Origin of the sequence: Streptomyces sp. NRRL F-5755 (genome assembly GCF_001279365.1) — a bacterium.
GTDB lineage: Bacteria > Actinomycetota > Actinomycetes > Streptomycetales > Streptomycetaceae > Streptomyces > Streptomyces rimosus.
In genome coordinates, this window is sequence record NZ_LGCW01000070.1 from 11402 (window position 1) to 29567 (window position 18166).

At 71.7% G+C, this 18166-nt stretch carries 16 protein-coding genes; 12 read left to right on the forward strand and 4 right to left on the reverse strand.

Features of this window, described 5'->3' with window-relative positions:
* Nucleotides 1–182: 182 nt before the first annotated feature.
* The 9 genes from ADK86_RS10165 (at nucleotide 183) to ADK86_RS10205 (ending at nucleotide 9496) form a co-directional block, all read left to right on the forward strand.
* Nucleotides 183–1028, forward strand: a complete 846-nt coding sequence (locus ADK86_RS10165) for a redox-sensing transcriptional repressor Rex (protein ID WP_053696268.1) — start codon at nucleotides 183–185, stop codon at nucleotides 1026–1028.
* Nucleotides 1025–2467: a glutamyl-tRNA reductase gene (locus tag ADK86_RS10170; RefSeq protein WP_053696269.1), complete on the forward strand. Its 1443-nt coding sequence runs from the start codon at nucleotides 1025–1027 to the stop codon at nucleotides 2465–2467. Before ADK86_RS10165 ends, ADK86_RS10170 begins: the two co-directional genes overlap by 4 nt.
* Complete coding sequence (gene hemC, locus ADK86_RS10175) at nucleotides 2460–3437, forward strand: hydroxymethylbilane synthase (RefSeq protein WP_053696270.1); 978 nt, start codon at nucleotides 2460–2462, stop codon at nucleotides 3435–3437. The genes ADK86_RS10170 and hemC overlap by 8 nt, the downstream gene beginning before the upstream one ends.
* Nucleotides 3434–5083, forward strand: coding sequence for a uroporphyrinogen-III synthase (locus tag ADK86_RS10180; RefSeq protein ID WP_053696271.1), 1650 nt, complete (start codon nucleotides 3434–3436; stop codon nucleotides 5081–5083). The genes hemC and ADK86_RS10180 overlap by 4 nt, the downstream gene beginning before the upstream one ends.
* Complete coding sequence (hemB, locus tag ADK86_RS10185; protein ID WP_078951968.1) at nucleotides 5080–6075, forward strand: porphobilinogen synthase; 996 nt, start codon at nucleotides 5080–5082, stop codon at nucleotides 6073–6075. The genes ADK86_RS10180 and hemB overlap by 4 nt, the downstream gene beginning before the upstream one ends.
* Before the next feature lie 286 nt (nucleotides 6076–6361).
* On the forward strand, nucleotides 6362–7168 hold the full coding sequence (locus tag ADK86_RS10190; RefSeq protein ID WP_053696272.1) for a serine protease: 807 nt from the start codon (nucleotides 6362–6364) through the stop codon (nucleotides 7166–7168).
* 293 nt (nucleotides 7169–7461) lie between these two features.
* Nucleotides 7462–8271 carry a S1 family peptidase gene (locus ADK86_RS10195; RefSeq protein ID WP_053696273.1) on the forward strand — a complete coding sequence of 270 codons (810 nt, stop codon included), beginning with the start codon at nucleotides 7462–7464 and terminating at the stop codon, nucleotides 8269–8271.
* Between the two features lie 92 nt (nucleotides 8272–8363).
* Nucleotides 8364–8966: a helix-turn-helix domain-containing protein gene (locus ADK86_RS10200; RefSeq protein WP_053696274.1), complete on the forward strand. Its 603-nt coding sequence runs from the start codon at nucleotides 8364–8366 to the stop codon at nucleotides 8964–8966.
* A complete protein-coding gene (locus tag ADK86_RS10205; RefSeq protein WP_053696275.1) occupies nucleotides 8963–9496 on the forward strand; it encodes a GNAT family N-acetyltransferase in 534 nt (177 codons plus the stop codon). The genes ADK86_RS10200 and ADK86_RS10205 overlap by 4 nt, the downstream gene beginning before the upstream one ends.
* A gap of 93 nt (nucleotides 9497–9589) precedes the next feature.
* Here ADK86_RS10205 and ADK86_RS10210 read toward each other — a convergent pair whose 3' ends face one another.
* The 3 genes from ADK86_RS10210 to ADK86_RS42155 form a co-directional block, all read right to left on the reverse strand.
* Nucleotides 9590–10339 (reverse strand): DUF4328 domain-containing protein, encoded by a 750-nt coding sequence (locus tag ADK86_RS10210; RefSeq protein WP_234345791.1) that lies wholly within the window; start codon nucleotides 10337–10339, stop codon nucleotides 9590–9592.
* A gap of 136 nt (nucleotides 10340–10475) precedes the next feature.
* On the reverse strand, nucleotides 10476–11441 hold the full coding sequence (bla, locus tag ADK86_RS10215) for a class A beta-lactamase (RefSeq protein WP_053696276.1): 966 nt from the start codon (nucleotides 11439–11441) through the stop codon (nucleotides 10476–10478).
* A gap of 130 nt (nucleotides 11442–11571) precedes the next feature.
* Complete coding sequence (locus ADK86_RS42155) at nucleotides 11572–12303, reverse strand: DUF4232 domain-containing protein (protein WP_053696277.1); 732 nt, start codon at nucleotides 12301–12303, stop codon at nucleotides 11572–11574.
* Nucleotides 12304–12655: 352 nt separating this feature from the next.
* Here ADK86_RS42155 and ADK86_RS10225 point away from each other — a divergent pair, with 352 nt between their 5' ends.
* On the forward strand, nucleotides 12656–13969 hold the full coding sequence (locus ADK86_RS10225; protein WP_324611380.1) for a helix-turn-helix transcriptional regulator: 1314 nt from the start codon (nucleotides 12656–12658) through the stop codon (nucleotides 13967–13969).
* 100 nt (nucleotides 13970–14069) lie between these two features.
* On the opposite strand, the gene argS is transcribed toward ADK86_RS10225, so the two are convergent.
* Complete coding sequence (gene argS / locus ADK86_RS10230) at nucleotides 14070–15848, reverse strand: arginine--tRNA ligase (RefSeq protein WP_053696279.1); 1779 nt, start codon at nucleotides 15846–15848, stop codon at nucleotides 14070–14072.
* Nucleotides 15849–16002: 154 nt separating this feature from the next.
* Here argS and lysS point away from each other — a divergent pair, with 154 nt between their 5' ends.
* Both lysS and ADK86_RS10240 read left to right on the forward strand, forming a co-directional pair.
* Nucleotides 16003–17751: a lysine--tRNA ligase gene (gene lysS / locus ADK86_RS10235; RefSeq protein ID WP_053696280.1), complete on the forward strand. Its 1749-nt coding sequence runs from the start codon at nucleotides 16003–16005 to the stop codon at nucleotides 17749–17751.
* A gap of 141 nt (nucleotides 17752–17892) precedes the next feature.
* A complete protein-coding gene (locus tag ADK86_RS10240) occupies nucleotides 17893–18105 on the forward strand; it encodes a hypothetical protein (RefSeq protein WP_053696324.1) in 213 nt (70 codons plus the stop codon).
* Nucleotides 18106–18166: the final 61 nt, after the last annotated feature.

Sequence of the window (18166 nt, forward strand, 5' to 3'; positions counted from 1 at the left end):
AACGGTGTGCCGGGGGAGTTGGTTCCGTGAAGCGGTGCAAAAGCCGCGTGACCCCGGTCACTTTGGCCGGACAAAGCGGACACCATCTTTGTGCACGCGTTCACAAAGACATAGCCTGCTGTCGACGGGGCGGTCGGGACATCTACGGCCGTCCACAGCCCCGCTCTACCCGCAGGAGCACCGTGGCAACTGGCCGAACTCACCGACCGGCGACCCGAAGCCGAGGGATTCCCGAGGCCACCGTCGCCCGGCTTCCGCTGTATCTGCGCGCGTTGACCGCGCTCTCCGAGCGCTCGGTCCCCACGGTCTCGTCCGAGGAACTCGCCGCCGCCGCGGGGGTCAACTCCGCGAAGCTGCGCAAGGACTTCTCCTACCTCGGCTCGTACGGCACCCGGGGCGTCGGCTACGACGTGGAGTACCTCGTCTACCAGATCTCCCGTGAGCTGGGCCTGACGCAGGACTGGCCGGTTGTGATCGTCGGTATCGGCAACCTCGGCGCCGCCCTGGCCAACTACGGCGGCTTCGCCTCCCGCGGGTTCCGCGTCGCCGCGCTCATAGACGCCGATCCGGCGATGGCGGGCAGGCCGGTGGCGGGCATCGCCGTCCAGCACACCGACGAGCTGGAAAAGATCATCACGGACAACGGCGTCTCGATCGGTGTGATCGCGACTCCGGCGGGCGCGGCGCAGCAGGTCTGCGACCGGCTCGTGGCGGCCGGTGTCACCTCCATCCTGAACTTCGCGCCGACCGTGCTGACCGTTCCGGACGGCGTGGACGTGCGCAAGGTCGACCTGTCGATAGAACTGCAGATCCTGGCCTTCCACGAGCAGCGCAAGGCGGGCGAGGACGCGGGCCACGACGACGAGGACTCCGACGACGCCCGTGCCGTCGCCGCGCGCGAGGCCCGCCGGGCCGTGCGCGAGGTCCGCGAGGCCGCGGCCAAGGCGGCCCCGGCCGCGGACGGCTCCACCGGTGCGTCCGACCGCAAGGGACCCGACGGGGATGTACCCGCCGTGATGCCGGCATGAGCCTTCTGGTAGTTGGGCTCAGTCACCGCAGTGCCCCCGTCAGCGTCCTGGAACACGCCGCCATCGCCCCCGAGGCGCGCGGCAAGCTGCTCCAGGACACGGTGTCGGCCGAGCCGGCCGCCGAGGCCGCGGTGCTCTCGACCTGCAACCGCATCGAGCTGTACGCCGATGTGGACAAGTTCCACGCCGGTGTCGCCGAGCTGTCCACGCTGCTGGCCCGGCACAGCGGCGCGGGTCTGGACGAGCTGACTCCGTACCTGTACGTGCACTACGAGGACCGGGCCGTCCACCACCTCTTCTCGGTGGCCTGCGGCCTGGACTCGATGGTCGTGGGCGAGGGCCAGATCCTCGGCCAGATCAAGGACGCGCTCGCGGTCGCGCAGGAACAGCACACCGCGGGCCGGCTGCTGAACGACCTCTTCCAGCAGGCGCTGCGGGTCGGCAAGCGCGCCCACAGCGAGACCGGCATCGACAAGGCGGGCCAGTCGCTGGTCACCTTCGGCCTGGAGCAGCTGGCGCGCGGTACCGACGTCGCCGAGTGGGCCCGGGGCAAGCGTGCCCTGGTCATCGGCGCCGGTTCGATGTCGTCGCTGGCCGCGACCACGCTCGTACGGGCGGGTGTCAGCGAACTGGCGGTGGCCAACCGGACGGTGGAGCGCGCCGAGCGGCTGACGCAGATCCTGACCGAGCCGGGTTCGGCGGGCGCGCTGAACGGGCTGACCGCCCGCGCCGTCGCGATGACCGCCGTACAGTCCGAGCTGGCCCTGGCCGATGTCGTGGTGTCCTGCACGGGCGCCACCGGCCTGGTCCTGACCGGCGAGGCGATCGCGACGGCCGCCGAGACGCGCGCCGCCCGTACCGCGGCCGCCGACGGCCTCACCGGCACCGCCGGGGGCACCGGCAGCACCGTCGCGCCCGGCCCCGAGCTGGCGCTGCTCGACCTCGCCATGCCGCGGGACATCGACGCCGCGGCCCACCGGACCGAGGGCGTGCGCCTCGTCGACATCGAGTCCCTCGCGGACGCGTCCGCCGACGCGCCGATGGCGGCCGACGTGGACCGGGTGCGCGGCATCGTCTCCGACGAGGTGGCCGCGTTCGGCGCGGCGCAGCGGGCGGCGCACATCACGCCGACCGTGGTCGCGCTGCGCACCATGGCGGCGGACGTGGTGGCGAGCGAGATCGCCCGGCTGGACGGCCGGCTGCCCGGCCTCGACGACAAGCAGCGCGCGGAGATCACGCAGACCGTGCGCCGGGTCGTCGACAAACTCCTGCACGCGCCCACCGTGCGGGTCAAGCAGCTGGCCAGCGAGCCCGGCGGCGCCGGTTACGCGGACGCGCTGCGCGAACTCTTCGACCTCGACCCGCAGACGGTGGCCGCCGTCAGCCGGGCCGACACGCGGGCAACGGCCCGCACACAGCACGGGAGCGGGCATGACTGACAGCAATCCACGGGCCCTGCGACTGGGGACGCGGCGCAGCAAGCTCGCCATGGCCCAGTCCGGGATGGTGGCCGACGCGGTGCGCGAGGTCACCGGCCGTCCCGTAGAGCTGGTGGAGATCACCACGTACGGCGACACGTCGCGTGAGCACCTGGCGCAGATCGGCGGGACCGGTGTGTTCGTCTCGGCGCTGCGCGACGCGCTGCTCGACGGGACGATCGACTTCGCCGTGCACTCGCTGAAGGACCTGCCCACCGCGCAGCCCGCCGAGCTGGCGCTGGCCGCCGTGCCCAAGCGCGAGGACCCGCGCGACGTGCTGGTGGCGCGCGACGGTCTGACCTTCGAGGAGCTGCCGGACGGTGCCCGCGTGGGTACGGGCTCGCCGCGCCGCATGGCGCAGCTGAACGCCTGGGCGCGTGCGCTGGGCCGGCAGGTGGAGACCGTGCCGATCCGCGGGAACATCGACACCCGTATCGGCTACGTCGAGAAGGGCGAGCTGGACGCGGTCGTGCTGGCCGCGGCCGGGCTGACCCGGATCGGCCGGATCGACGAGGCGACCGACCACCTGTCGCCCGACATGGTTTTGCCCGCCCCCGGCCAGGGGGCCCTGGCGGTGGAGTGCGCCGCGCACAACGCGCAGCTCGCCGCCCAGCTCGCCGAGCTCGACGACCCGTTCACCCGGGCCGCCGTGACGGCCGAGCGTTCCCTGCTCGCCGCCCTGGAGGCCGGCTGCTCCGCACCTGTGGGTGCGCTGGCCGACCTTCAGGCCGACGGGCAGGCTGTCACCGAATTGCGCCTGCGTGGTGTCGTCGGCACGACCGACGGCTCGACGCTGGTGCAGCTGTCCACCACCGGACACGTACCCGCCTCTCTCGGCGACGCGGCGACCCCCCTGAACATGGGGCGCGAACTCGCCGCCGAGATGCTCGCGAAGGGTGCGGCCGGTCTTATGGGGGAGCGAGCACTTTGAACCCCACCGCCCCGAACCACCCTGCCGCCGGTCAGGTCACCTTCATCGGTGCCGGTCCCGGAGATCCGGGCCTGCTGACGCTGCGTGCCGTCGAGGCACTGGCGCGCGCCGATGTGCTGATCGCCGACCCGCAGGTGCTCGACGTCGTCCGCGCGCATGCGCGGGCGCAGGTGGACACGCCGCAGCAGCCGACGGCTGACGAGGCGTCAACCACCGCCGGAGTCCCTGCTCTTAGGGACACCACCAATCTTGTCATGTCGGCTGTGCGCACCGGCAAGCGGGTGGTGCGTGCGGTGTCCGGCGACCCCGGTCTGGACGCGCATGTCGCCGAGGAGATGCTGGCGTGCGCCGCCGAGGGGGTCGTCTTCGAGGTCGTGCCGGGCATCGCCGCCGCGGTCGGTGTGCCCGCGTACGCCGGTGTGCCGCTGCGCGACGCGGACGGTACGGACGTGCGGTTCATCGACGCGCGCAGCGCCGACGAGCGCTGCTGGTCGGAGGTGGGCAGCAGCGACGCCACGGCCGTGGTCTCGACCTCGCTGGACTCGGTGGCCGCCGCGGCCGCGGAGCTGGTCTCCGCGGGCCGCAAGCCGGACACGCCGATGACGGTCACCGTCGCCGGTACGACCACGCGCCAGCGCACCTGGAACGCCACCCTCGGTTCGGTGGCCCAGGTGCTCAAGGCCGCGAAGGTGCTGCCGTCGGCGGACGGCGGGCAGCCGGTCATAGCCGTGGTCGGTGAGCGCGGTGCCGCGGCCCGGCGCGACCAGCTCTCGTGGTTCGAGAACAAGCCGCTGTTCGGCTGGCGGGTCCTCGTGCCGCGTACCAAGGAGCAGGCCGCTTCGCTCTCCGACCAGCTCGTCGAGTACGGCGCGGTGCCGCACGAGGTGCCCACCATCGCCGTGGAGCCGCCGCGCACCCCGCAGCAGATGGAGCGCGCGGTCAAGGGCCTGGTCACCGGCCGCTACGAGTGGATCGCCTTCACCTCGGTCAACGCCGTCAAGGCGGTCCGGGAGAAGTTCGAGGAGTACGGGCTCGACGCCCGCGCGTTCGCCGGGATCAAGGTCGCCGCGGTGGGCGAGCAGACCGCCAAGGCGCTGATCGCCTTCGGCGTGAAGCCCGACCTCGTACCGTCCGGCGAGCAGTCCGCGGCCGGGCTGCTGGAGGACTGGCCGCCGTACGACCCGGTCTTCGACCCGATCGACCGGGTGTTCCTGCCGCGCGCCGACATCGCCACCGAGACGCTGGTGGCGGGCCTGATCGAGCTGGGCTGGGAGGTCGACGACGTCACGGCCTACCGGACCGTACGGGCCTCGCCGCCGCCGCAGGAGACCCGCGAGGCGATCAAGGGCGGCGGGTTCGACGCCGTGCTGTTCACCTCGTCCTCCACGGTGCGCAACCTGGTCGGCATCGCCGGCAAGCCGCACAACGTGACCGTGATCGCCTGTATCGGCCCGGCCACCGCCAAGACCGCCGAGGAGCACGGGCTGCGCGTGGACGTCATGTCGCCCGAGCCGTCGGTGCACAAGTTGGCCGAAGCGCTCGCGGAGTTCGGCGCGGCGCGGCGCGATGCCGCGCTGGAGGCCGGGGACCCGGTCACCCGCCCGAGCGAGCGCCGGCCCGGATCGCGTAGGAGGGCTCGCAGTTGAGCAGCAGTACGTACGGCAGCTTCCCCGGCGCGCGGCCGCGCCGGCTGCGCACCACGCCGGCCATGCGCCGGATGGTCGCCGAACACCGCCTGCACCCGGCGGACCTGATCCTGCCCGCGTTCGTGCGGGAGGGGATCTCGGAACCGGCGCCGATCGGCGCGATGCCGGGCGTCGTGCAGCACACCCGTGACACCCTGCGGAAGGCCGCCGTGGAGGCGGTCGAGGCGGGCGTCGCCGGGATCATGCTGTTCGGCGTGCCGGAGGACGCGAAGAAGGACGCGGCCGGCACCGCCGGCACGGACCCGGACGGCATCCTCCAGCAGGCCATCCGCGATGTGCGCGGCGAGGTCGGCGACGACCTGGTGATCATGTCGGACCTGTGCCTGGACGAGTTCACCGACCACGGCCACTGCGGTGTCCTGGACGGCGAGGGCCGGGTGGACAACGACGCGACGCTGGAGCGCTACGCCGAGATGGCGCAGGTCCAGGCGGACGCGGGCGTCCACGTGGTGGGCCCGAGCGGCATGATGGACGGCCAGGTCGGCGTCATCCGCGACGCGCTGGACCAGACCGGCCACGAGGACGTCTCGATCCTCGCGTACACCGCGAAGTACGCCTCCGCGTTCTACGGCCCCTTCCGCGAGGCGGTCGGCTCGTCCCTCAAGGGCGACCGCAAGACCTATCAGCAGGACTACGGCAACTCCCGCGAGTCGCTGCGCGAGCTGGCGCTCGACCTCCAGGAGGGCGCCGACATGGTCATGGTCAAGCCGGGCATGCCGTACCTGGACGTGCTCGCGAAGATCGCGGAGTCGGTGGACGTGCCGGTCGCCGCGTACCAGATCTCCGGTGAGTACGCGATGATCGAGGCCGCCGCCGAGAAGGGCTGGATCGACCGCGACGCGGCGATCCTGGAGTCCCTGACCGGGTTCAAGCGGGCGGGGGCCGACATGATCCTGACGTACTGGGCGACGGAGGTCGCGCGGAAGCTGTAGTTTCCGCTCGGCCCGGACGGCGGCGCTCCGCAGGGGGCGCCGCCGTTGTGCTGCCTACGGCCTTTGGTGCCCAACTCCCGTACCACGCAAGGCGATTGGCCGGTTCCGTGACTTGTGCCCCCTTCGTGGTGTCCACATAATCGCAACGCTCTGCCGCGTTGTGGTGCCGCTTCCCCCACGCACGTCCCGTTCCGATGGCACCTCGTACCCATGCGCTTGGCATGAGCAGGTCACGCGGGGTCCGGCGGTGGCCGGGCCCGAACCACCCCCTCGGAAAGGAAGTCCGTTGACCCGTTCCGCGAGATTCCTGAAGAGATCCGTCGCACTCGGCGCCATCGCCCTGGCGGCCCTGTCGCTGCAGCCCGGCGCCGCGAGCGCCGCCACCGAGCCGGCGCCCTCGGGCGGCACCCCCGGTACGCGAGTCGTCGGCGGAGTGCCCGCCGCGCAGGGCGAGTTCCCGTTCATGGTGCGGCTGTCCATGGGCTGCGGCGGCGCGCTCTACCGCCAGGACATCGTGCTCACCGCCGCGCACTGCGTGAGCGGCAGCGGCAATAACACCTCCATCACCGCCACGGCCGGCGTCGTCGACCTCCAGAGCTCCAGCGCGATCAAGGTCAGGTCCACCAAGGTGCTCCAGGCGCCCGGCTACGACGGCTCCGGCAAGGACTGGGCCCTGATCAAGCTCGCCCGCCCGATCAACCTGCCCACGCTGCGGACGACCACGGACGGCCGGTACGACCAGGGCGAGTTCACCGTCGCCGGGTGGGGCGCGACCCGGGAGGGCGGCGGCCAGCAGCGGTACCTGCGCAAGGCGACGGTGCCGTTCGTCGACACCCCGACCTGCCGGCAGGCGTACGGGAGCACGTACATCCCCGGCGAGGAGATCTGTGCCGGAATCATGAGCACCGGCGGCGTGGACACCTGCCAGGGCGACTCCGGCGGCCCGATGTTCCGCAAGGACGACGCGGGCGCGTGGGTGCAGGTCGGCATCACCAGCTGGGGCGAGGGCTGCGCGCGGCCCGGCAAACCCGGCGTCTACACGCGGGTGAGCGCCTTCTCGCAGGCCATCGCGAAGGCGGCGGACCAGCTGTGACGCGCTGACGCCCGGGCGGGCGGGTGTCCGCCGCGGACCGCCCGTCGGCCCGCATCGTGCCACCCGCCCGCATCCGTACGGCAATTGGTCCGAACCACGCGGATGCGGATACGTCGCCGTACTCGGGAAGTTGGCCGGTTTCAGAACCTTGTGCGTCTTTGGTGCGCGTCCACATAATCACAACGCTCCAGCAACGTCGTGGCACTTCCGGCGCAGTACTGCGCTGCGGTGGTGTCCCGGTGTGCTGTGCGCACGAGATGGACACCGATGCCTCCGACGCGAGAGGGAAGTCCTTGAAGCGCTCCGCGAGATGTATCAAGAGATCCATAGCCGTCGGCGCCGTGGTGGCGGCGGCCGTCGCGCTCCAGTCGACCGGCGGCGCCAGCGCCGCGCCCGCCCCGACGCCGACCCCCGGCCAGCAGATCATCGGCGGGCCGCCCGCGAAGCAGGGCGAGTTCCCGTTCATGGTGCGGCTGTCCATGGGCTGCGGCGGCTCCCTCATCCGTGAGGACGTCGTGCTCACCGCCGCGCACTGCGTGGACGGCAGCGGCCCCAACACCTCCATCACCGTCACCGCGGGCGTCGTGGATCTCCAGAACCCCAAGGCGATCAAGGTGAAGTCCAAGGAGGTCGCCCAGGCCCCCGGCTACAACGGCAAGGGCAAGGACTGGGCCCTGATCAAGCTGGCCACGCCGATCAAGGGCCAGGAGACGCTGCACCTCGCCGAGGACGACAACTTCGACCGCGGCACGTTCACGATCACCGGCTGGGGCGCCGACAAGGAAGGCGGCGCCCAGCAGCGCTACCTGCGCAAGGCCAAGGTGCCGTTCGTGAACACGGCCGCCTGCAAGAAGGCGTACGGCGACCTGCTGACCCCGGGCGAGGAGATCTGCGCCGGCTTCATGGCGGAGGGCGGCGTGGACACCTGCCAGGGTGACTCCGGCGGCCCGATGTTCCGCCGCGACGAGGACGGCGACTGGGTCCAGGTCGGCATCACCAGCTGGGGCGAGGGCTGCGCGCGGCCGGGCAAGCCCGGCGTCTACACGAAGGTGAGCGCCTTCTCCGCGCAGATCGAGAAGGCCGCCAACAAGCTGATGGGCTGAGCGGACGCGTCCGGGCGCCCGCCGGCCGGCGGGCGCCCGGGCCGTGCCGTTCCCTCTTCCCTGCTTCCCATATCCGGGATAGTGTCCCGAATATGGGAAGCGAAGCGCGGTCCGGCGCCCCTGGCGTCGTTCCACCCCCTCCGATCGATGCCCGACTCGCCGCCCGGCTGGCCGAGTTGCGTACGGAGCGCGGCTGGTCGCTCGACGAACTGGCCCGGCGTACGGACGTGAGCCGCTCGACCCTCTCGCGCCTGGAGCGGGCCGAAATCAGCCCCACGGCGGCCCTGCTGAACCGGCTGTGCGCGGCATACGAGCGCCCGATGTCCCGCCTGCTGGCCGAAGTCGAGGCGGAGCCCCCTCAACTGGTGCGCGCCGCCGACCAGTCCGTCTGGCAGGACGCCCCCTCCGGCTTCACCCGCCGCTCGGTCTCACCGCCCCACCCCGGCCTACGGGGCGAGGTCGTCGACGGCACGCTCCGTCCCGGCGCGGACATCACCTACGACAGCCCGCCACCCGTACCCGGCCTGGAACAGCACATCTGGCTGCTGGCCGGCGAACTGGAAATCACCACAGGCGGCACGGCACACACCCTCCACACGGGCGACTGCCTCCGCTTCCGCCTCTGGGGCCCCACCCGGTTCCGCTGCCCAGGCCCGACCCCGGCCCGCTACGCCCTCCTGGTGGTCCTCCCATGAGCTGCGCCACGACGTCCACCATCACCCGCCTCACCCCCGCCGCCTTCGACCGCAGTGTCCCGGGCCTGGCCGCCCTCCTCGCCGACACCGTCGCGGGCGGCTCCTCCCTGGGCTTCACGGCTCCCTTCGACCACGAAGCGGCGGCGGCCTGGTGGCAGACTCAACGCCCCGCCGTAGCGTCCGGCACCCTGGACATCTGGGTGGCCGAAGCCCCCGAAGGCGTCATCGGCACCATCAGCCTCGCCCACCCCCACAAACCCAACGCTCGCCACCGCGCCGAGATCGTCAAACTCCTCGTCCACCCGGCGGCCCGAGGCCAGGGCCTCGGCCGCACCCTCCTCACCACCGCCGAACAGGCCGCTGCCCGCTCCGGCTTCCGCCTCCTGCTCCTCGACACGGAGACGGACAGCGCGGCGGATTGCCTGTACCGGCGCGCGGGCTGGACGCCGTACGGGACAGTTCCCGGTTATGCGGCGGATCCGGGCGGGGAGCTGCGGGATTGCACGTTCTTTTACAAGGGGGTGGGGTGAGGGGGAGGGTGTTGCTGGAGTCGGCGCAGTAGGACGACTTCTGTCAGGGGGTGGAGGGCATGGCTTCAGGTGTGCGGCCGGGAGTTCCTGGCCTCAGGTGCGCGGGCCGGGAGTGCCTGGCTTCCCCCACGGCTGCGGGCCGGGGTGGGTCGCTGTGTACGGCGGCGCGGGGAGTTGCTGCATCCGGGTCAGTTTGCGGATGAAGAGGATGGCGAGGGCGGCCGCGGCGATGTCCAGGAGGTCGGACAGCGCGACCACCGACACGGCCAGGCGGATGGTGTCCGGCAGTTGCGCCTTGCCGTAGAGGGTGTTGCCGATCCGGCCGACAACCAGTGACATGACCCACAGCGTCCACCAGGCCCGTACCGGGGCGAGCGAGACCGTACGCCAGGAACCGTCGGGCGCCGACTGGGCGCTGGCCTGCCAGGTCTCCTTGGCGACGCGGTACGGCAGCCAGAGATTGCCGATGGGGACGAACCAGGAGCCGATGGCCCAGCCGCGCCCCAGGGTGCACACATCGCGGGTGTAGTGCTCGGCGTTCACCCGGGAGCGGTGGAACCAGACGATGAAGACGACGGCGGTGGCGAGCAGGACGCTGCCCTGGATGACGGCGGCCAGCGCGTACAGGGCATCGGCCCGGTCGGCCTCCTGCTTGGACACGGTCGCCAGATCGCCCAGCAGCGTTCGCATGTTGAAGTCGGCGCCGAGTGCGAAGAGGTCGGTGGCGATGACCGCGTACAGCAGCACGGTGACGGCGGTGGCCAGGCCCTTGGTCGGGCGGAGCGCCGGGCCGCCGGTGGGCGGGAATCCGTCGTACGGGGGGACGACGGGTATGTGGGACATGGCGCGGTAACTCTCCTGAGCAGGTAAATGCCCGCCCTCGGGCGGAAGGAGAGGAATTTACGGTATGGCGTGTGCCGCCGCAAACCGCCCCGGCCGCAGACGACGGCCGGGGCAGTGTGGGGTGCGGGGCGTCGGCTCAGGCCGGGGCGACCGCTTCGGACAGGACGGTGGCGAGCTTGATGATCAGGGGGGTGTCGCCCGGGGCGGTGGGGAGGGTCGGCTTGTGGGTGAGGGCGGTCAGGAGGACGGGGGCGCCGTCGGGGGTCCAGGCGATGGCCGCCTCGTTGCGGGTTCCGTACGTGTCACCGCCGCCGGACTTGTCGGCCACCGTCCAGCCCTTCGGCAGGCCCGTGCGGAACGTCGTGAGGGTGGTGGTGTTGCGCAGCAGCCAGTCGGTCAGCAGCGCGCGGTCCGGGCGGTCCAGCGCGTTGCCGAGGACGAGCCGCTGGTAGGTGCGGGCGATGGCGTACGGGCTGGTGGTGTCCGTACGGCGGTCCGGCTCGGCGGAGTTCAGCTCCGGCTCCCAGCGGTCGAGGCGGGTCACCGGGTCGCCGAGGGAGCGGCAGAAGCGGGTGATGGCGGTCGGGCCGCCCAGCTCGCGCAGGAGCAGGTTGCCGGCGCAGTTGTCGCTGTAGCGGATCGTCGCGTCGCAGAGGTCCCGGATGGTCATGCCCGTGTCGATGTGGTCCTTGGTGACGGGCGCGTGGCCGGACTTCGTCACCTCGGCCTCGGTGTAATGGATGACGCGGGACAGCTGGGAGCCGTCGTGGTCGAGGTCGCGCAGTACGGCCGCGGCGGCGAGCGTCTTGAAGACGGAGCACATCGGGAACAGCTCGTGGGCGCGGTGGAGCAGGGACGCGCCGGTGGCGAGGTTGAGGGCGAAGACGCCGATTCTGGCCTGGTGTTCCCGCTCCAGGGCGCGCAGTCGGCGGACGGCGGCGGGGCTTCCGGACGAGGTGGTGCCGGGCCTGGTGGTTCCGGACGGGACCGCTCCGGCTGATGCCGCGCTCGCCGTCGTGGAGCCGAGAGCGAGCGCGCCGCCGAGGCCGAGGCCGACGCCGAGCACGGACCGTCGGGTGAGTGACGTCGTGGGCTTGCGCATGGTGTGTCCTTTCCCCGGTCCCCCGATTGGCTGTTGCTGGTGGGGACGTTGGGGTGGAGGGGATGGTTGCGGCAAGCCCGACGGCGGCGGGGCTGCTGTTGGAAGGCGTCTGGAGCCAATGCCGTTGCGTCTAAAGCGCGTCGTCCAGTTCGTTCTGCCAGTACGTGACCTGGGCGGAGTTGTCGATGTACGTGTCCTTCGGCAGTGCGGGGCGGGAGGAGCGTTCGAAGTAGCCGCCGTCCCGGTTCGCGAAGAACACCTCCAGGCTGCGCACCGTCTTCCCGCCTTCGGCCTCCCCGGTGGGGTCCGACGTACGTACGGCCGCGTACGCGGACCGGCCCGGCTCGACGGACACCACGGCCTGCGGCTTGCTGTCCTCCCGTACCGCGGTGGGCGCCTGGGCGTCGTCGAAGCGGAGCGCCGGGTAGTGGTAGGCGTCGCAGCGGGTCGAACCGGTGTTGGTGAGGGTGAGCAGCAGGTGGTTGATGGGGCGGCTGAGCTTGGAGACGGTCACCTTGGTGTTGGCCGCGGTGCAGGCCGTGGACTTCCCGCCGGCCGCGGCGCCGCGCTTGCCTCCGGCGCCGGCCTTGGCCGCAGTCGCGTTCGATCCGTGGCCACCCTGCGAGCCCGCGCCCGTGGGGGATTTGGCCGACGGGCCCGTACCGCCGGAGCCACCCGCGCCGTGCGAAGGAGCGGAACCGGCGGAGGCGTCGGGTGCGGCGGAGACCGCGGGCTGCTCCGCCCCGGCCGCCTTCTTGCCGTCCTCGCCGCCACCGCACGCGGTCAGCGAGAAGGCGGCGGCGACGGCAGTGGCGGAGGCGGCGAACCGGGCGGTACGGGTGGTGAAGAGGCGCGAGGGCATGGGTGGGTCTCCCCGTGGAATGGAAGGGCGTGGACGGTGGTGGTGGCGGTGGGTCAGGTCCCGTTCAGCACCGCTGCGATGACGACGACACAGAGGGCGAGCACGCTCAGTGCCGCGAAGTCGGCAGGGTCGAGACGGCGATCGGGACGACAGCGGAAACGGGTCCGCACGGCTGCTCCCCGGTAGGGCCCCGGTCGGGGCGTCTGCGGTGGTCACAGCCTGTGCGACGGTCCGTCCCGGCCACAACGGCCACCCGGATATCCGGGACGCTGGAACGAATGCGCGTACGCTGACCAGGGGGAATGGGGGTTCCCTGGAACGCGGTCGTGGGATGGGGCAAGAGGGGGGAACAGTGGGAAGGGCATCGGACACGGACGGCTTCGCGGCGCTGCTGCGCACGCTGAAGACGAGGTCAGGGCTCAGCTACGGGGCCCTGGCCAAACGCCTGCACATGAGTACGTCCACGCTGCACCGCTACTGCAACGGCGACGCGGTGCCGACGGATTACGCGCCCGTGGAGCGGCTGGCCCGGGTGTGCGGCGCGAAACCGGAGGAACTGGTCGAGCTGCACCGCCGGTGGATTCTGGCGGATGCGGGGCGGGGGAGGTGGACGGCGGGGGCCGGTTCCGTGGTGGGGGCCGTTGCGCCGGAACCCGCCGTTCCGGTGCTCCCGGAGCCGACGCCCGTAAAGCCGACCCCCACCAACCAAGAACCCACCCCCAAACCCACCCCCAAACTCCGCCTGGCCATAGCCGCCGCAGCCGTGGTCGCCCTAGCCGTCCCCGTAGCCGTCGCCGTGGCCTCCTCCGGCCCGGACGGTACGGGTACGACCCGCGCGCGTGTGGCCGAGCGCCCCGGCCAGGGCGGGCGCGGCCCGGCCACCGGCGGTGGCACGTCCGGTTCGCCCTCCGCCACCGCCTCCGCCCGTACGAGCGGCGAGCCGACGCAGGGCAGCCCCTCGGCCACCCCGAGCCCGAGCGCCGCCACCTCCGGCGCCCGTACCGACGGCGACAAGGGCTCGGCCAAGGGACGCAGGCGAAGCGACGGCACCCCGCTCACCGTCGACGTCCGTATGAACAACTGGGACTACCCCTGCGACCGCTGGTACCTGCTCGACAAGCCGCCCGCCGAGGTGCCCCCGCCGCCCGCCGACCCGGGCTCGCGCGGCTGGGCGAACGCGCTGGGCGCGGTGCCCGGCGGTCACCTGCGGATTTCGCTGGCCGTGCAGGGCATGGGGGAGGAGGCCGTCGTTCTGCACTCGCTGAACGTACGGACCACCGCGCGCATGCCCGCGGCGCCGGGTTCCGCGTTCTCCATGGGCAACGGCTGCGGCGGCGGGCTCACCCCGGCGTCGTTCGATGTCGGGCTGGACGCGCCGCAGCCGCTGATGCGGCCGGTGGCCGGGGAGCAGGGGGACCGGAAGATCCCGGCGACCGACTTCCCGTTCAAGGTCTCGGTGTCCGACCCACAGATGATCTACGTCGACGCGCACACCGAGGCGAACGACGTGAGCTGGTACCTGGAGCTGGAGTGGAGCAGCGGCGGCCGGCGCGGCACGCTGCGTCTGGACAACCACGGCAGGCCGTTCCGTGCGAGCGCGGTGAAGGGGCGGGCGGCCTACCACTACCGGCACGACCAGAACGTATGGGAGCCCGCCGAGTACTGAGTACGGGCGGGCAAGGCCAAGGGCAGGAGCAAGGGCAAGGGGAAGGCCCCACCGGAACGGTCGGTTCCGGCGGGGCCTTCCCGTATGCGTATGGCGGGCCTCAGAGCCGCTCGGGCGTCCGGATGCCCAGCAGCGCCATGCCGCGGTGCAGCGTGCGTGCCGTCAGCTCGCACAGGAACAGGCGGTTCTCGACCTGGTCGGGGCCGCCCTCGGCCTTCAGGACCAGGCACTGGTCGTAGAAGGTCGTGTAGAGAGAGGCGAGGTGGTACAGGTACGCGGCCAGCTTGTGGGGCTCGTGGCCGGCCGCGGCCTCGTGCACGGTCTCCGCGAACTGGTCCAGGTGCAGGCCCAGCGCGCGCTCGGCGGGGGCCAGCGCCAGTTCCGGGTGGGCCTTGGGCGTGGCGTCCCCGGCGTTGCGGAAGATGGACCGGATACGGGCGTAGGCGTACTGGATGTAGACGCTGGTGTCCCCGTTGAGCGAGACCATCTGGTCCAGGTCGAACTTGTAGTCGCGGGCGGCCGAGGTGGACAGGTCCGCGTACTTCACCGCGCCGATGCCGACCTGCTGACCGTTCTCGACGATCTCCCGCTCGGTCAGGCCGATGTTCTCGCCCTTCTCCCGCACCACGGCGGTCGCCCGCTCCACGGCCTCGTCGAGCAGGTCCACCAGCCGCACCGTCTCGCCCTCGCGGGTCTTGAACGGCTTGCCGTCCTTGCCGAGCACGGTGCCGAAGGCGAGCTGTACGGGCTGGACGTCCTCGCCCAGCCAGCCGGCCCGGCGGGCGGTCTCGAAGACCATCTTGAAGTGCAGCGACTGGCGGGCGTCGACCACGTACAGCAGGGTGGTCGCGCCGAGGTTGCCGACCCGGTCGCGGATGGCGGACAGGTCGGTGGCCGCGTAGCCGTAGCCGCCGTCGGACTTCTGGACGATCAGCGGGGTGGGGTTGCCGTCCGGGCCCTTGACGTCGTCGAAGAAGACGCAGAGCGCGCCGTCGGAGCGGACCGCGACGCCGGATTCCTCCAGCAGCCGGCAGGTCTCCTCCAGCATGGCGTTGTAGCCGGACTCGCCGACCACGTCCGCGTCCCGGATCTCCATGTCCAGCTTGTCGAAGACGGAGTAGAAGTAGACCTTCGACTCGTCGACGAAGCGCTGCCACAGGGCGAGCGTCTCCTCGTCGCCGGCCTGGAGGTCCACCACGCGGCGGCGCGCGCGCTCCTTGAACTCCGGGTCGGAGTCGAACAGGGCGCGGGACGCCTTGTAGAGGCGGTTCAGGTTGGACATGGCCTCTTCGCCGGAGGTCTCGGCGGAGGCGTCGTCGCTCTTGTGGTCGAGCTCGTGCGGGTGCTCGATCAGGTACTGGATGAGCATGCCGAACTGGGTGCCCCAGTCGCCGATGTGGTGGCGGCGGACCACCTTCTCGCCGGTGAACTCCAGGATCTCGACCATCGCGGCGCCGATCACGGCGGAGCGCAGATGGCCGACGTGCATCTCCTTGGCGACGTTCGGCTGGGCGTAGTCGATGACCGTGGTGCCGGCGCGCTCGGCGTACGGCACGCCCAGGCGGTCGTCGGCGGCGCGGGCGGCCAGCGTCCGCACGATCGCCTCGTCGGCGAGGGTGATGTTCAGGAAGCCGGGGCCGGAGACCTCGATCTCCTTGATCACATCACCGGTGGGGAGCTGTGCGACGACCTTCGAGGCCAGCTCGCGCGGGTTGCCCCCCAGCTTCTTGGCCAGCGCGAGCATCGCGTTGGCCTGGAAGTCGGCCCGGTCGCTTCGTCGCAGCAGCGGGTCGGCGGCGCCGGCCTCCGGCAGGGCTGCCGAGAGGGCGTCCGCGACGCACTGGTTGACCGTGGCTGCGAGGGAAGGGACCGAAGTCATGGAATGAAGGCCGTTCCGTTGAAGTGGAAAGGGTTTGCCACCGAGTATCCCATGGCGGTTCCATCGGTTTTCCACAGGGAGAATCCGGCTCCGGCTCCGTCTGGGAGAATGGGGCCGTCAGGCTGTCGAGTGGTGAGAAGAGGAAGGGCCGATCGTGGCTCAGCAGAGCACCGAGACCGACTGGGTCTCCAGGTACGCCGACGAGGTCATTGCCGAGGCGGAGCGCCGCGCCCCCGGCAAACCGATCGTCTGCGCCTCGGGCCTCAGCCCTTCCGGCCCGATCCACCTCGGCAATCTGCGCGAGGTCATGACGCCGCACCTGGTCGCCGACGAGATCCGCCGCCGCGGTCATGAATGCGTGCACATCATCTCCTGGGACGACTACGACCGGTACCGCAAGGTTCCGGCCGGTGTCCCGGGCATCGACGAGTCCTGGGCCGAGCACATCGGCAAGCCGCTGACCTCGGTCCCGGCCCCGGCCGGCTCCGCGTACCCGAACTGGGCCGCGCACTTCAAGGCCGCCATGGAGGAGGCGCTCGCCGAGCTGGGCGTGGAGTACCGCGGCATCAGCCAGACCGAGCAGTACACCTCCGGCGCGTACCGCGAGCAGATCCTGCACGCGATGCGCCACCGCACCGAGATCGACGCCGTCCTGGACCGCTACCGCACCAAGGACAAGGCGACCGGCGAGCCGAAGAAGAAGCAGCCCCAGAAGCAGCAGAAGCCGGTCGACGAGGCCGAGCTGGCGGCGGCGGAGGGCTCCGGCGCGGCCGGCGAGGACGACGGCAGCTCCGCCGGCGCCGAGTACTTCCCGTACAAGCCGTACTGCACGGCCTGCGGCAAGGACCTGACCCAGGTCACGTCCTACGACGACGAGACCACCGAGCTGGCCTACACCTGCACCGCCTGCGGCCACGCCGAGACCGTGCTCCTGAAGGAGTTCGACCACGGCAAGCTGGTCTGGAAGGTCGACTGGCCGATGCGCTGGGCGTACGAAGGCGTGATCTTCGAGCCGTCCGGTGTGGACCACTCCTCGCCGGGCTCGTCCTTCGTGGTCGGCGGGCAGATCGTGCGCGAGGTCTTCGGCGGCGCGCAGCCGATCGGCCCGATGTACGCCTTCGTGGGCATCAGCGGCATGGCCAAGATGTCCTCCTCCAAGGGCGGCGTGCCCACCCCGGGCGACGCGCTGAAGATCATGGAGGCGCCGCTGCTGCGCTGGCTGTACGCCCGCCGCAAGCCCAACCAGGCGTTCAAGATCGCCTTCGACCAGGAGATCCAGCGGCTCTACGACGAGTGGGACAAGCTGGAGTCCAAGGTCGCCGACGGCTCGGTGCTGCCCGCCGACGCGGCCGCGCACTCCCGCGCGGTCCGCACGGCCGCCGGTGAGCTGCCCCGCACCCCGCACCCGCTGCCGTACCGCACCCTCGCCTCGGTGGTCGACATCACCGGCGGGCACGACGAGCAGACCCTGCGCATCCTCGGCGAGCTGGATCCGGCGAACCCGGTCACGTCCCTGGACGAGACCCGCCCCCGGCTGGACCGCGCGGAGTACTGGATCAACACTCAGGTCCCGGCCGACCAGCGCACCATCGTGCGCGAGGAGCCGGACACCGAGCTGCTCGGCTCGCTGGACGAGCAGGGCCGCGAGTCGCTGCGCCTGCTGCTGGACGGCCTGGACGAGCACTGGTCGCTGGACGGCCTGACGACGCTCGTCTACGGCGTCCCGAAGATCCAGGCGGGCCTGACGCCGGAGGCCAAGCCGACGCCGGAGCTGAAGGTCGCCCAGCGCGCGTTCTTCGCGCTGCTGTACAACCTCCTCGTCGGCCGTGACACCGGCCCGCGGCTGCCCACCCTGCTGCTCGCGGTCGGCGCGGACCGGGTGCGCAAGCTGCTGGGGGCGTGAGGCCCGGCACCGGCGTGTACGGTCCTTCGGAGGCGCGCGCAGGGGGATGAGGCGCGCCCCGCGCCGCTGCGACTTTCGATGGAGACCGGGTTCGGCCCCGGGGACGACGATCCCCGGGGCCGCTCGCGTGAGGGTGGTCCCATGCGAGGAATCATCGGCATCATCATCGTGATCCAGGGTGCGATGGGCGCGCTGGGCCGGACCTTCACGGACGGCCGGGGCTGGGGCATCCTGCCGCACTGGTTCGATCTTCCGACGCCGGTCTACGTCGCCATGGCCGCGGCCGGGCTGGGCCTGCTCTGGTGGGAGGACGCGGACAAGAAGCGCCGCAAGCGGGCGGACTCGGACGCGTAGGCCCCACCGCCCGACCGTTACCCGCCGCGTTCCGGGCGGGAAATGACCGGAACAGACATAC

Coding starts and splice junctions, on each gene's coding strand:
- ADK86_RS42155 (WP_053696277.1), bottom strand. CDS start 12,303: ATGCCCTCGCGCCTCTTCACCACCCGTACCGCCCGGTTCGCCGCCTCC.
- ADK86_RS10210 (WP_234345791.1), bottom strand. CDS start 10,339: ATGTCCCACATACCCGTCGTCCCCCCGTACGACGGATTCCCGCCCACC.
- bla (WP_053696276.1), bottom strand. CDS start 11,441: ATGCGCAAGCCCACGACGTCACTCACCCGACGGTCCGTGCTCGGCGTC.
- hemC (WP_053696270.1), top strand. CDS start 2,460: ATGACTGACAGCAATCCACGGGCCCTGCGACTGGGGACGCGGCGCAGC.
- ADK86_RS10170 (WP_053696269.1), top strand. CDS start 1,025: ATGAGCCTTCTGGTAGTTGGGCTCAGTCACCGCAGTGCCCCCGTCAGC.
- ADK86_RS10205 (WP_053696275.1), top strand. CDS start 8,963: ATGAGCTGCGCCACGACGTCCACCATCACCCGCCTCACCCCCGCCGCC.
- ADK86_RS10200 (WP_053696274.1), top strand. CDS start 8,364: ATGGGAAGCGAAGCGCGGTCCGGCGCCCCTGGCGTCGTTCCACCCCCT.
- ADK86_RS10240 (WP_053696324.1), top strand. CDS start 17,893: ATGCGAGGAATCATCGGCATCATCATCGTGATCCAGGGTGCGATGGGC.
- argS (WP_053696279.1), bottom strand. CDS start 15,848: ATGACTTCGGTCCCTTCCCTCGCAGCCACGGTCAACCAGTGCGTCGCG.